General features: G+C 57.3%; 11 protein-coding genes. 7 read left to right on the top strand and 4 right to left on the bottom strand.

All coding sequences use genetic code 11. From position 1 onward, the window contains the following. The 4 genes from MR935_RS06020 to MR935_RS06005 all read right to left on the bottom strand — a co-directional run. A partial coding sequence (locus tag MR935_RS06020; protein ID WP_290571943.1) for an S-layer homology domain-containing protein occupies positions 1–4,421 on the bottom strand: 4,421 nt, incomplete at its 3' end. A gap of 41 nt (positions 4,422–4,462) precedes the next feature. Further along, entirely contained in the window at positions 4,463–5,053 is a 591-nt protein-coding gene (locus MR935_RS06015; RefSeq protein WP_290571941.1) for a PilZ domain-containing protein, read from the bottom strand. After that, on the bottom strand, positions 5,050–5,385 hold the full coding sequence (locus tag MR935_RS06010) for an EscU/YscU/HrcU family type III secretion system export apparatus switch protein (RefSeq protein ID WP_290571940.1): 336 nt from the start codon (positions 5,383–5,385) through the stop codon (positions 5,050–5,052). Before MR935_RS06010 ends, MR935_RS06015 begins: the two co-directional genes overlap by 4 nt. Next, positions 5,372–6,787 carry a hypothetical protein gene (locus tag MR935_RS06005; protein ID WP_290571938.1) on the bottom strand — a complete coding sequence of 472 codons (1,416 nt, stop codon included), beginning with the start codon at positions 6,785–6,787 and terminating at the stop codon, positions 5,372–5,374. The genes MR935_RS06010 and MR935_RS06005 overlap by 14 nt, the downstream gene beginning before the upstream one ends. A gap of 122 nt (positions 6,788–6,909) precedes the next feature. On the opposite strand from MR935_RS06005, the gene MR935_RS06000 reads away from it, so the two are divergent. From MR935_RS06000 to MR935_RS05970, 7 genes are all read left to right on the top strand, one after another. Further along, positions 6,910–9,048, top strand: a complete 2,139-nt coding sequence (locus tag MR935_RS06000) for a chemotaxis protein CheA (RefSeq protein WP_290571936.1) — start codon at positions 6,910–6,912, stop codon at positions 9,046–9,048. A 38-nt stretch (positions 9,049–9,086) separates the two neighbouring features. After that, complete coding sequence (locus MR935_RS05995) at positions 9,087–9,566, top strand: chemotaxis protein CheW (RefSeq protein WP_290571935.1); 480 nt, start codon at positions 9,087–9,089, stop codon at positions 9,564–9,566. Between the two features lie 39 nt (positions 9,567–9,605). Next, the gene (locus tag MR935_RS05990) at positions 9,606–10,415 is read left to right on the top strand and encodes a CheR family methyltransferase (protein ID WP_290571933.1); all 810 of its coding nucleotides are present in this window, start codon (positions 9,606–9,608) and stop codon (positions 10,413–10,415) included. Positions 10,416–10,442: 27 nt separating this feature from the next. Beyond that, complete coding sequence (locus MR935_RS05985; protein WP_290571931.1) at positions 10,443–11,495, top strand: protein-glutamate methylesterase/protein-glutamine glutaminase; 1,053 nt, start codon at positions 10,443–10,445, stop codon at positions 11,493–11,495. A gap of 188 nt (positions 11,496–11,683) precedes the next feature. Beyond that, positions 11,684–11,983: a flagellar biosynthesis anti-sigma factor FlgM gene (locus MR935_RS05980; protein ID WP_290571930.1), complete on the top strand. Its 300-nt coding sequence runs from the start codon at positions 11,684–11,686 to the stop codon at positions 11,981–11,983. After that, a complete protein-coding gene (locus MR935_RS05975) occupies positions 11,980–12,444 on the top strand; it encodes a hypothetical protein (RefSeq protein WP_290571929.1) in 465 nt (154 codons plus the stop codon). The genes MR935_RS05980 and MR935_RS05975 overlap by 4 nt, the downstream gene beginning before the upstream one ends. A 24-nt stretch (positions 12,445–12,468) precedes the next feature. Further along, the coding region (locus MR935_RS05970) for a FlgK family flagellar hook-associated protein (RefSeq protein WP_290571928.1) at positions 12,469–13,381 on the top strand (913 nt) is incomplete at its 3' end.

The following is a 13,381-nucleotide window of genomic DNA, read 5'->3' as shown; positions in this document are numbered from 1 at the left end:
TCGATGCTGGTGATACGCGGACCGTTCAGATTGACCTTTTGGATGTTGGTGATCGTGCGGAATACCGGCGTGCCGCCCAGCGTGTTCTGCGCCGCGACGAACAGGATATAGTATGTGTTGTCGTTGAGCAGTTCGGGGTCGATGATCGTATACGGCTTGTTGTCGCCCGGGATGTCAAGCGAGTTGCCGGTCTGCACCGGTGCGGGCGTTGCGTTGCCGCCGCCACCTTGCAGGATGCCGAACAGATTGTTCTTCAGATTCTGCTCGTTGGGCTTGTTCGGGTCGGGCGTCCAGGTATCAAACGCACCGCTGGCCATTGCCTCGTAAACCGGCACTTGCTGGCCGCCCGACAGCGTGATCTTGGTGCTGAAGCTGCCCGGGAAGCCGCTGCCGGTGTAGAACGGATACAGCGCCCAATACACGTTGGCGCGCACTTCGGACTGCCCACCACCGGGCGAGACAGAGTAGGCCGCCTGACTGGGACCGCTGTTGTTGACAGTGAGCGTCGGCGGGATGGCATCGTCTGTGGAGAAGGAATAACACATCACCAGAGAGGGTGTCGGATACGAGCCTTTGAGCACAAAATAAATATAGTACTCCGCATTTGCGCTCAGACCCTCTACAGAGAAGGTGGCAAGGCCGCTGCCGGTGTAGGAGACCGTGCCGTGGTGGTAGCCCAGGCTGGTGGGATACTGCCCAGGGTTGGACATGATATCCGAAACGGTGGGTTGGGTAATGCCGTGGTCGCGCGCTGCGCCGGGCAGCTTGGTCTTAGCGTCTCCATCATCGCGTATCGCACCGACGTTGATGATGCTGTTCTCGAGCGAATTGCCGTTCTGATCACGCGGCGCAAGGTTACCCTTGGGCGCGACGACATAGTACAACTCGCCCTGACGGTCAAGCTGGAAGTCGATGCGGGTGACCGAGTCGCCCGGGTAAATGCGGGGATAGCCCTCGGCAAACTGCGGCGCGCTCTGGTTGCTGCGGATGATCTGCATCTTGAACGACGGCGGGTTGCCGATCACGGACAAGTTGCGCCCCTGCTCGACATAATTATTCCACGAGGTGTTGTCCATCGTCTGGTTGGTGAAGTTATACAGATTGCCCGCGTTGCCCGCCACACAGAACACCTGCAGATTGACGGTCGCGTCCCATTTGTCGCTCTCGGTGCTGTTATTGATGCTCTTGATGACAATCGCGTAGTCCTTGCTCGCGATGCTCGGCACAGTGGGGTACTGGTCCGGCTCGAGACCGAGGATGCGGTTCAAGCTGACAGCGACCCACTGCTGCGAGGATGATTTGGTGATGCTGAAGTCTTTGTTCGAGACCTTGCTCCAAGGCGCGTCGATACCCTCCGCGTGGTCGCGCTGATACAGTGTGAACACGATCGTGGTGTCCGCGGTGATAAGCAGATCGTAGCAGGTGGTCGGGGAGGCATTTTTTGTGCTCTCGCCGTAGGGTATCATCGAGAAGGTCTTATCAAACTTGGTGTTCTGTCCGCCTACTGTTCCCGAATAGAAGGCCAGCTCGTTAAAGTCGATCTGCGCGTCGAGCACGCGGAATTCGGGCGACAGGGTATTGCGCGCCATGTTGTTGCTTGAAGAGTCCGTGATGTAATTGAGCACGAACTGGTAACGGGTGCCGCTGAGCAGCGGCAGCGCGTCCTTGGTGAAGGTGACCTCGGTCTGCCCGTTTTCGTTCAGGCTGACGGTGATGTTCTCTCTGCCGAGATTGCCGAGCGTCAGCGGAACGGACTTGTCAGGGTCGCTGATATCCAGATTGTTCAGCACGAACATGCCCTTGATGACTTCTTCCCAAGTGACGGTTTTGTCATCCTTGCTGCCCGCGATGAGGAACGAATCCTTATCCGACTGGTACATTTCGACCAGCGATAGCTTGGTCTGCGTGCTGTAAATATCTTCGTTGAATACCAGCGTGACGTCCGTGTCGGCGAGAGGGATATTGTTTTCGTTGGCCTGTGAGAAAAGCAGAGGTTCGAGCAGCTTGGGCGCGTTCTGGTCGAGCGTTTTGGCGTTCATCAGCGCGGCGATCTCGGACAGGTTGCCCGACGTGTCCTCCGCCACAAAATAGATGTCATAGGCGGTCTCGGCCTCCAACCCGCTCAGGTTGACGCTGGCGGCCGCGTCCTGCTTTGCGGTGAACGAGCCGCTCTTGACCGCGTACATGCCGCCCTTGATCTGGAGCTTCTTATCCAGCTCTATGGCTTCGGGGTCGGTCAGCGCGGCGTTGGCCACCGGGTAGTCCGCCCCGTGCAGCACGATCGCCCAGTAGATCTTGCCGTCCTCGTTGATCATGGCCTCGCCGGTCAGCGCCTTGGCGTCAATCTTGCTGATACGCGGATAGTTGGTGCGGAAGACAGGCGGGGTGCGGTCGGCGGTCTTGACTGCGACCTTGGTCACAGTCGAATCGTTGATGGTATCGGTCAGGAAGAAGTATGCGTCATATTCGGTCATTTCGGCCAGCGCGTTTTTGGCGGTCTCCTCCACATTGCCCATGCGGATGGTGTCCTCCTCACTGCGCACGACCGCGAGCTTGCCTGAGTCGATCGCTCCGCTCAGCGTGCCGGATTTGAAATCGTTTGCCGTCGGGGCGGGCATACCCTTCTTATAAATTGCCCAGTACAGTTGGCAGGTCTTGGTCGGCGCCACGTCGAAGTCGATATAGGTGTCCTCGATGATGGTGGCGACCGGATAGCCAGAGGCAAAGGCGGGTTTGCTGTTGTCAGGCGTGGTGAAGTATACGCTCTTGACAGTGCTCTGCTTATCGCGGCTGTCGACCAGCACGGCCGAGAGTACATACGAGGTATCCAGCTGCAAGCCGTTGATTTTTTGTACAAGGTTGGTCTTGGCGTCTTTGACCGACAGGTTGCCGCTCTTGACGATCTTCGCGCCATAGGTGGGCGGCTTGATCAGGTCGCTTGCGGAGAACGCGCCGTCGCCGCTCAGGCGGATCGCCCAGTACAGCGTGCCGGGTTTGTTGGTTTGGAAGGTCGCCTCGGCTTGATTGGGCGCAATATCGGACATGCGCGGATAGCCGCTGAGGATGCGGGGGGAGTCCGACATCTGCTCGGCCATCGTGCTGTCCATCACGATACCGTTGATGTTGGCCGTGATGCCCGGGCGGATGTTGATGATATCGGGCAGCATCTCAACAATGCAGCCGGGGGCGTTGACGTTCAGAACCTGGATATCACCCTTGCCGGTGACGCGGGTGGCGGTATCAAGGTTCATCGTGTCTACCGACGCGCCTTGTGCGATGTTGACCGTGGAATCGGGCGCTTTCTCGTCGATGGTCAGCGTCTGCACGGTGCCGCTGCCGATATTGATCGCGGTCTTGGGGGTCATGGCGATAACGTCACGGATGTTGCCGGCCAAATCGAGCCGCGTGCCCTCCTCGCCGTCGACCGTGATGTGCTGGAAGCCGTGACGGCCGGTGGATTTGCTTTCGATGTAGGTGTTGGTGCGCACATACACGTCGTTGATGTCGGTATTGCCCTGCATACGCAGGGTGACATACTGGTTGGAGGCGCTGTCGACGATCAGCTCAGGTGCGGTGCAGTTTTTCAAGATGATGCTGCTTTCACCCTTGTTGCTCTCACCCGCGCCGCTGGCGACGATCTTGCCGTAGACGGTCACGTTGTTGAGCGTCACATATCCAAGCCCGACGCCGCCGGTGATGTACAAATCGCCGGTGACTGTAAGATTTTGCAGCGTAACGCCCGAGCTTGTGACCATCAGGTTGCCGGAGACGCTGTCCGTATAGGTGCCGGGGGTCTGGATGGGTGTGCCGATGACGCGCACCAGCATGGCAGCGACCTCGCCGCGGGTGATATTCGCGGTCGGACGGAACGACCCGTCCGGATATCCCCGGAGAATGCCGTCCTCAGCGGCGGTTTTGATGTAACCGCGGCTCCAGCTGCTGGCTGTGCGGCTGTCGGTAAAGGACAGATCCTCGGCCGCCTGCGGCTGGAGCATCAGATTGCGGCACACCATCGTCGCCGCTTCCTCGCGCGTCATGGTGGCCTCGGGCGAAGCGGTCGAGCCGGAGGTTCCCTTGAAATAACCGGCCGTATAGGCGATGCTGATATCATCATAATACCAGTCGCTCGTGCGTACGTCGCTGAACGGCTGCTTGCCGGTTTGCTCGTAGCCAAAGGCGCGGTTGAGCATAGTGACAAACTCTGAGCGGGTGATGTTGCGGTTGGGATCAAGGTTGCCGTATTGGTCGCCGCGCATCACATCCCAAGAGACCAGCTGGTTCAAATAGGGGGTCTGCCAGTCGACAGCCTGCGCCTTGGGCAGCGGAAAAGAAAGCGAGCCGAACAATACGGCAAAGCACAGCAGCAGCGCACCCACGCGCTTGCCTGCTCGGGCGGATAGCTTGGTCAAAAGTTTCATCATAATTGCACACCTTTGTCTTGTAGTTTCACGTTCAGCGTTTTTTAGTGATGCGACCGCTGCAAGCTGAAATCAAAGATTTTCTCCTGCAAAAGCGCTTCCTCCTGCGGCAGCAGATCGACAAACTCACACGCATACAGATGCTGCGGCTCGGAGATCGGACGGAGCACCTGCATGACCAGCAGCAGCGGCGGCTCGGTGAAAGGGATGATGATCTCGTACACATCGCCCTTTTGAAGCGGAGCGGACGCATACAGGGCAATGCCGCCGCAGCTGATATCCTTGCTGCTGATGGGCAGGCGCGCGCCGGGCGGGGAAAGGGGTGTGATATAGGAGTGGAACACAAGGGGGATGCGGAACAGCCGACGCAGTTGGGGGTCGGCCTTTTCAGTAGCCTCAAAATAAAGCAGGTCGCCGCGCACCTGCGTGACCTCGCCGCGCCAAGAGAGGGAAGGCTCGGTGCCGTGGCTGAGCACATTGATGTAAGGGTAGTGGAACAGGTCGCCGCGGGGGGGAGAGGTAAGGCGCAGGACCTTGTGCTGCCTGTGCTGCTCGACCAGAACCGCGCTGGCCAGCGTTTCATGCTGGTCACTGAGCAGGATGAAGGTGGATGGGGTTTGTGATTTTTGATTCATGATGCGGGCTCCTCTTCTGGATCGGCAGCGGCGGCCTGACGCGGTACGCGCGGCTGCTGCGGGTTGTTGGGATCAAAATGCAGGAAGTAAACATAAATATCGACAATAAGCCGATAAAGTGACTCAGGGATTGGCTCGCCGAGCTGCAATTGTGAGAGCATGGTGGCCAGCGAACTGTCCTCGTACACAGGTACGCCGTTTTCCGCGGCGACCTCAACGATTCTTTCGGCAAGGTATCCCATGCCGGTGGCGACGACGACCGGCGCAGGCGCGCCGTTTTCATATTGCAGCGCGACCGCCTTGCGGTCATAACTGGGATTATATGGAGACATTGATGCTGTCCATCCTTTCAAATATTTTGGGGAAAACCTCGGAGATCGTCAGCGGGCGGTCCATCGGCGAAACGCGTGCAGCGGCGGCCTTCAGGCCGTTGCGCGCGGCCAGCTCGGTCATTTTCTCCTCAAACATACGGGAAAACGCGCCGAGCGCGGGCGGACAGTGCAGGTTGGCCTCTACCGTGTCGCCGTGCATGGTCAGCACGAGGTCGAACAGGCCAAGCTCCTGAATGTCGAACTTAAGCAGCAGGCGCATGGTCTTGCCGGAGGACGAGGCGCCGCCGCTCTCGTCGTTGGGATCGACCCACAGCTCGGAGAACATCATGCGGCCGTCCATCTCGACCGGCAGCATGGCGTGCGCCAGCGGCATATACACGCTTTGGTTGACCAGAATGGAGTCCATCAGCGCTTGCAGGGTCTGCCGCAGCTCGGCGCCGCCGTCCCCCCGGACGGCCTGCGCGGAGAGCGACGAGAGCCGGTCAGCCAGCGGGTTTTCCGTCCGCTGGGTGGCAAGGGCGCTCTGCTCAAGCAGCGCGCGCAGCTCCTGCGCGTCCATGCCGCTGAATTGATCGCGGATGGACGAATACCCCAGCAGCTGGTAAAAGGATTGCAGCATGTTTTCCGGCGAGCCATTTTCAAAGCGCGTGATGTCAAGCAGCAGCATGCTGAGCAGGCTGCGGGCGATGCCGCGGTCGTGCATCTGCGAAACATAGTCCGACATATAGGGGATCAGCGTGTTTTGCAGCAGCTTGAGCGCGCCCGCGCGGTCGCCCTTGCCCAGCAGCTCGTCAAGCTGGGAGAGCTGCGTTTGCAGCGTGCTGCCGAAGCGCTCGGGCATGAACCACGACATCTGCCGGATGGTGCGCTGCATGTTGCGGGCAATGTGCGCGGTTGAGGAGAAATTATTATATCTGCGCAAAAACTGCGCGATATCGTTTTTCAGGCCGTCCGACGGGTGCTTGCCCAGCGCGCTGCGCAGCGTGTCAAAGAGCGGGCCGGTAAAACGCTGCCCCGATCCGACTTGATTTTTCAGCAAATCGAGCAACTGCTCGGGCTGCACTTGGATCATCTGCAAAAACTGCGCCAGTTCCTCGCCGATGCCGGCGGTCATGCCCGAGGTGACCAGCTTGCCCGCCTGCGAGATGAGAAAATGCAGGCCGGTCTCCGAGATAGAGCCGGACGCGCGCAGCTCCTGTATAAAGGCGCGGAAGTAAGAGTCGAACCGGCGCGCGGCATTCATGTTGGCGGTATCCTGCCGGTCGCTGCGCGCGTCCGCACGCCCGACGCGCGAGGGGTCTGGAATGTTTTGGATCTGAGGGTCGTTCGGCGTGATGGGCGAGCGGTATGTATTGCCCTCTTGACCGGGAACAGGATTTGTAACGCTTGTGATATTTTGCATGATGGCGCTCCGTTTCGTTTACAGAAAAAATTATGGAATGCATTATTAATTGATGCTGGTTTTGGTCGAATTTATAAAATAGGCGTTGTTATCAAAATTAAGAAAGGATGGCGTATCGGTTTATGGCAAATGGTGGCGATAGCATTCTGGAAATGTATTTGTATGAGACCAATACATTGTTGGAACAGCTTGATAATATTATGCTGACGGCTGAGCAGGCGGATACTCTGTCACAGGATGACGTAAACGAGATTTTCCGCATTATGCACACCCTGAAGGGATCGGCGGCGATGATGGAATTCGAGCCGCTGATGACCATCGCGCATCGCATTGAGGACATGTTTTTCCTCATCCGGGAGGGAAGCATGGATGTGATCCCCGAGCAGGACAAGCCCAAACTGTTCGATCTTCTGTTTAAGTCGATTGACTACTTCAGAAATCAGGTCGGCAAGATCGAAGCCGGAGAACCTCTTTCTACGAATATCGACAGTTTTGTAGATGCAATTAATATGTTCATTGACAAAATTAAAGGAGACAAGGCGGCGGAGGATAAACCCGCGGAGGACAAGGCCGAAGCGGAGAAGCCCGCCGAAGAGAAGGGGGCGTCGCAGGGGGAGCAGGTCGCTCCCACGGCGGAGACCGCGCCGCCGGATGCACGGTATGCCTATTGCCTGCGCGTCTTTTTGGACGAGGGCTGCGGCATGGAGAACCTGCGCGCCTACATGACGGTCAGCGATGTCAGAGACTGCTGTCCGGATTTCCTCTTTGAGCCGGAGGATATGGAAGATAACACCGAGCGCGCGGCCGAGATCGCGGAGAACGGCTTCCTGATGCACTTTACCAGCGCGGCCGACCGCAAGGCTGCGATCGAGATCGTGTCTGGTTTGGGCTTTGTAAAGAACTTCCAGACGATCGACCACCCGCTGCCCGCACCCAAGGCGGAGGCCAAGAGCGCACCCGCCGAGCCGCCGCAGGCGGAGGCCAAGGCAGCGCCCGCTGCCAAACCCGCGCCGGCTCCCAAGGCTGCACCGGCCGCCGCACAGGGTACGGGACACCAGATCAAGCAGAGCCTTATCAGCGTAAACCTTTCCAAGCTCGATCAGCTCATGGCCGTCGTGGGAGAGATCGTTATCACCGAAGCGATGGTAACCGCCTCGCCCGATCTGCGCGGGCTGGAGGGCGTCAAGCTGGATAACTTTAATAAGTCCGCGCGCCAGCTGCGCAAGCTGACTGACGAGTTGCAGGATATCTCGATGTCGCTCCGCATGGTGCCGGTATCGGGCACATTCCAGAAGATGCGCCGCATCGTGCGCGATATGGGTCAAAAGCTGGGACGTCCCGCGCGGCTGACCATCATCGGTGAGGATACCGAGATCGACAAGACCATCGTCGACGCGATCAGCGACCCAATCATGCATATCGTGCGCAACTCGATGGATCACGGCATCGAGGCGAACGAGAAGGACCGCATCGACGCAGGCAAGGACCCCGAGGGTGAGATCATCCTGTCGGCGCAGAACACCGGCAGCGAGGTCATTATCAAGATCGAGGATGACGGCGCGGGTGTCGACCCCGATGCGGTGCTGCGCAAGGCGCAGCGGCAGGGCTTGGCCAATCCGGATGTGGAGTACAGCCAGAAGGAGATACTAAACTTCCTGATGATGCCGGGCTTTTCGACCAACACCGAGGTGACCGAGTTTTCGGGACGCGGCGTGGGCATGGATGTAGTCAAGAAGAACGTTGAATCGGTCGGCGGCGTTGTCATCATGACCAGCGAGTTGGGTAAGGGCACCTGCACGACGCTCAAGATCCCGCTGACCACCGCGATCATGGATGGCATGGAGGTTTCGGTCGGCAACTCGATCTTCACCATCCCGATCCAGAATATCCGGCAGTCGTTCAAGGTGACCGAGGACGACATTATACATGACGCGATGCAGGGTGAAATGGTGCATCGGATGGATAACTTCTATCCGGTCGTCCGCCTGTATCAGACCTATGGCATCGAAACGCAGGCAACCCGCATGGAGGACGGTATCCTCGTTTGGGTGGAGACCGGCGAAAGCTCGTACTGCCTGTTTGTTGACGAGCTGCTAGGCGAGCAGCAGGTGGTTATCAAGCCGCTGCCGTCTTATCTGAATAATTTCGGCATCAAGGATGCGGGCATTGTCGGCTGTACGATTCTGGGCGACGGTAATATCAGCCTGATTCTGGAGGTCGCTAATCTGATGGGCGTGCCGGCAGGCTATGCGGGCTATTGACGGATTCCGGCCATTCTGAATACGGGAGGAGCGAAATTATGTCTGACGAAAACATGTTGTTTGCGACCGAGCAGGAGCAGATGGAGGATGGAAAGCAGATCGACGAGATTGCAACACGCAAATTCCTTACCTTCCAGACTGATAATTTGCTGTTTGGCATTGCGGCCGAAAATGTAGTGGAGATCATCACCAGCCACACGATCACACGTGTGCCGATGGTGCCGTCGTATGTGCGCGGCATCATCAACCTGCGCGGGCAGACGATTCCGCTGATCGACATGCGGCTGCGCCTGAATATTGAGCCGACCGATACCGATTGCATCGTGGTGCTTAATATTGATGAGATGCAGATCGGTATTCTGGTGGACACAGTCTGCCAGATCATCGATATTCCGGAGCAGAGCATCCGCGCAGTGCCGGAGCATAATGCGCAGAAGTATGTTTCCGGCATGTCGTCCATGCCGGACGGCTCGGGTACGATGCTGGTGCTCGATTGCCATCTGCTGCTGTCCGATTGAGCCGCAGATATTGATTTGAAGAAGGGATAAGCATTGAAAATGCTGAAGTTATCCGATGCAGATTTTAATCGGTTAGTCCGCTTCATGCATGATAATTACGGTATCAATTTATCGCAAAAGCGACTGCTGATAGACAGCCGCTTATCGGGAACGCTGCAGGCGCAGGGATATACGAGCTTTACCCAGTTTATCGATGAGCTGCTTACAGAAAAGAATAAATCAAAAATAGAAATGGTGCTCAATAAGCTGACGACCAATTATACTTATTTTATGCGGGAGAAAGAGCACTATGAGTTCTTTGCCGATACAATCCTGCCTGAGATCGTGGCGAAGAATGAACAAAAAAAGGTATTGTCGATTTGGAGCGCCGGCTGTTCAAGCGGCGAGGAGCCGTACAATATCTCCATGTACATCAAGGAATTTCTGGGCGGGCGCGCGGGTGCATGGGATACGCGCGTGCTAGCTACGGATATTTCCCACCGGGCGTTGACCGCGGCGCATGACCCGTCCTATGAACTGCCGATGGATATGCCGCCGGCTTGGCGCGAGAAATATTTCCGCCCGCGGGGGGACGGAAGCGGGCGGTACACGGTCGCACCGGAGATACGCCAAAACGTGATCTTCCGAACCTTCAACCTGATGGACCCCATCCAGTTCAAGCTGAAGTTTGACGTGATCTTCTGCCGCAACGTCATGATTTACTTTGACCAACCAACCAAGGATGCCTTGGTACAGCGCTTCCACAACGCCACGAAACCCGGCGGATATCTGATTATCGGGCTTTCAGAGAGCATTGGCAAAAACAGCCCGTATCATATGGTTAAGCCCGGGATATTCCGCCGGGATTGAGGTAATTTTGCAAGCGAGGTGGATAATATGTCTGTCGGTGTGAAAAAGATCCGTCTAATGATCGTAGATGACTCCATGCTGGCGCGCCGCATCATCAGGGAGGGGCTGCGGTCGTATGCGAATATAGAGGTGGTCGGCGAGGCGACGAGTGCGATGGACGCGCGCAAAAAGCTGCCGCAGCTGAGACCCGACGTGATGACGCTTGATGTGGAGATGCCGGGCATGAGCGGCATTGAATTTGTCAAAAGCATTTTGCCTGAGTATCCCATCCCGATCATTCTGGTCTCATCGCTTGATCTGCGTGTGTTCGACGCGATGGCGGTGGGCGCGGTGGATTTTGTGCGCAAGCCGGATAAATCGACGTCCAACGAAAAGTTCATCCGCGCGCTGGCCAACAAGATTTCGATCGCGTCATGCGCGCATGTGCGTCGGCTGCCTGTGCGAAACGGCGCGCCGGCAGGTCAGCAGGCGGGGGCGGCGCTGTCCCTGCACACAACCGCGTCGGATATCATCATCGGCTTAGGTGCGTCAACAGGCGGCACCGAGGCGACGCTGGAGGTCATCAAGCGTCTGCCCGCTAACACGCCCGGCATTGTGGTAGTGCAGCATATGCCGCCCGGTTTTACCAAAATGTATGCCGAGCGCTTGGATCGCACTTGCCCGATGCAGGTCAAGGAGGCACAAAACGGTGATATCATCGAGCGTGGCCGCGTGCTGATTGCACCAGGTGACAAGCAGATGCGTGTCGTGCGTCAGGGCGCGCATTACGCAGTATCCTGTCAGCCGGGGGCGAAGGTCAGCGGACATTGCCCCTCGGTCGATGTGCTGTTCCGCTCAATGGCGCAGAGCGTCCATTGCCGCATGGTGGGTATCATCATGACCGGTATGGGGCGCGACGGCGCGGAGGGGCTGCTGGAGATGAGAAAACGCGGCGCGTTCACAATCGGGCAGGATAAGGAATCCAGCGTGGTATACGGTATGCCTATGGTTGCATACGAGATTGGCGCGGTAGCGCAGCAGGCCTCTTGTGAGAACATCGCAGGGGTGCTCGTGCGCCATTTGGAGAGCATCCGCACGTGAGCTGGTTGGGCTTTTTGTGTCATTTTGCTGTTAACTAATTGTTAATATGAATACAATAAACGATAAATCAAAAATTTTTTTTGATTTATCGTTTATTTTTCGCCAGTAAATTCCGATAGCTAATATAGTTGTTATTTAGTTGTGCGCAGATAATTGTTGACGCCGCAAGGGAGGAGTTGACCAGCACTATGATGATTACAAAAACCGGAGGAGTAACTCCTCTCCAGATGCACTGCACACAGGCGGAAGGCTTGGACGGCGCGGCGGGACGCGCCCGGCAGTATGATAGGGTGGAGTTAACCACGACACAGTATACGCAAGAGCAGCGCTTTGCCCGTGAGTTGGCGGGACGGATCGCGCAAGAAGTGCGCACGCAGCAGAGCGAGCAGGTGCCCCGCCTGCGTGAGCAGGTGGAGGCCGGAACATACCGGTACAGCATTGACGAACTGGCGGTACAGATCCTATTGTTCGGAGGTGCGGGAGGATGAAGCAGGATTTTGTCAGTATGGTCGAGCTGATTCGGGAGCTGACGCGCGCGATGGACGAGTTGACCCAAACGCAAAGGACAGTGGCGGCCGCCGTACACACGGACGATTTGGCCGCGCTGGCCGAATGCATGAAAAAGCAGCAGGCATTGGCGCTGTCGCTGCGCAATATCGACCTCAAGCGCGCGAAGCAGCAGCAGGCTATGGGGATTGAGACGCTTCGGCTCTCTGAGCTGTCCGACTGCGCGCCCGATGAGGAGACCCGCCAGCTTGTAAAAAACGCGGCCGAGCAGGCGGCCAACCAGTACCGCCTGCTGCAAAGCGCAAGCGAGGTCGCGCGTAGCGCGTTGGAGTGCAGTCTCCACGAGGTGGAGGGCATGATGACACGAATGGGCATCGACCCCGCACAGGCGCAGGAGAGAACCGCGTCTGTCAGCGGTGCGCATACCGATTTTCACGCATGACGCAGAGCATGGAGGAAAAACAGAATGGCTACTTTTGGTGAATTTACCGTAGCGCGTCTGGGCATGATCGCCAGCCAGATGGCGCTGAATGTAACGGGACAAAATATTTCCAATATCAATACGGCGGGCTATACCCGGCAGCGGCTTGACCAGTACAGCTTTATCACAAACGGCTCGGGACTTTACCATTCCAACAATTCGGCTTCGGTCGGCTCGGGTGTTATGCTGGCTGGCGTATCGCAACTGCGTGACCCTTATCTGGATATCCGCTTTCGCAAGGAAATGTCCAGCGTTGGCTCGACGGAAGCGACGCTGGGCGGTCTCGAGCAGGTGCTGAGCGTCATCAACGATGTCAACAAGACCGGCATCACTACGCAGATACAGGATTTGTTTGACCGCATCAGCAGGCTGAACACCGAGCACGTCGGCGAGCAGGAGTTTGACACATTGGTGCGTGCTTCGGCAAACTCGCTCTGCCAGCTGCTTAACCAGACGGCCACCGACTTGCAGACCGCGTTTGACAACGAGCGGTCGATTTATGAGCAGAACGTCCAGAAGGTCGACGGCATTTTGGAGAAGATACAGGAGCTCAATGAGCAAATCCGCCGCTCTGACATCAACGGCGACTCGGCGCTTGAGCTGCGCGATCAGCGCAACACATTGATCGACGAGCTGTCCTCGTATGTCAAGATCGACGTCACCTATGACAAGGAAAATCTGGGCGCAGGCTTCTCAGTTGAGCAATTGAACATCAAGCTGGTCAATAACGAGACCAATCGGCCTGACCAGACGCTGATTCAGGGCATCTACCGCGCATCCATATCGTTTGATGAGACTGACCCGGCACTCTTGCTGAATATCAGCGAGCTGACCGACTCGGACGGCAATCTGGCGAGCAACACCGCGTCCAAATTTGTGCTCAGTGACTTGAGCTTTG

Origin of the sequence: Agathobaculum sp. (genome assembly GCF_022775115.1) — a bacterium.
In the GTDB taxonomy this organism is placed as follows: domain Bacteria; phylum Bacillota; class Clostridia; order Oscillospirales; family Butyricicoccaceae; genus Agathobaculum.
This window is presented reverse-complemented; position numbering and strand designations above follow the sequence as displayed.

Bases quoted from the DNA above. Each gene is read 5' to 3' on its own strand.
- MR935_RS05980 (WP_290571930.1), top strand. From the start codon at position 11,684: ATGATGATTACAAAAACCGGAGGAGTAACTCCTCTCCAGATGCACTGC.
- MR935_RS05975 (WP_290571929.1), top strand. From the start codon at position 11,980: ATGAAGCAGGATTTTGTCAGTATGGTCGAGCTGATTCGGGAGCTGACG.
- MR935_RS06015 (WP_290571941.1), bottom strand. From the start codon at position 5,053: ATGAATCAAAAATCACAAACCCCATCCACCTTCATCCTGCTCAGTGAC.
- MR935_RS06000 (WP_290571936.1), top strand. From the start codon at position 6,910: ATGGCAAATGGTGGCGATAGCATTCTGGAAATGTATTTGTATGAGACC.
- MR935_RS06005 (WP_290571938.1), bottom strand. From the start codon at position 6,787: ATGCAAAATATCACAAGCGTTACAAATCCTGTTCCCGGTCAAGAGGGC.
- MR935_RS06010 (WP_290571940.1), bottom strand. From the start codon at position 5,385: ATGTCTCCATATAATCCCAGTTATGACCGCAAGGCGGTCGCGCTGCAA.
- MR935_RS05985 (WP_290571931.1), top strand. From the start codon at position 10,443: ATGTCTGTCGGTGTGAAAAAGATCCGTCTAATGATCGTAGATGACTCC.
- MR935_RS05990 (WP_290571933.1), top strand. From the start codon at position 9,606: ATGCTGAAGTTATCCGATGCAGATTTTAATCGGTTAGTCCGCTTCATG.
- MR935_RS05995 (WP_290571935.1), top strand. From the start codon at position 9,087: ATGTCTGACGAAAACATGTTGTTTGCGACCGAGCAGGAGCAGATGGAG.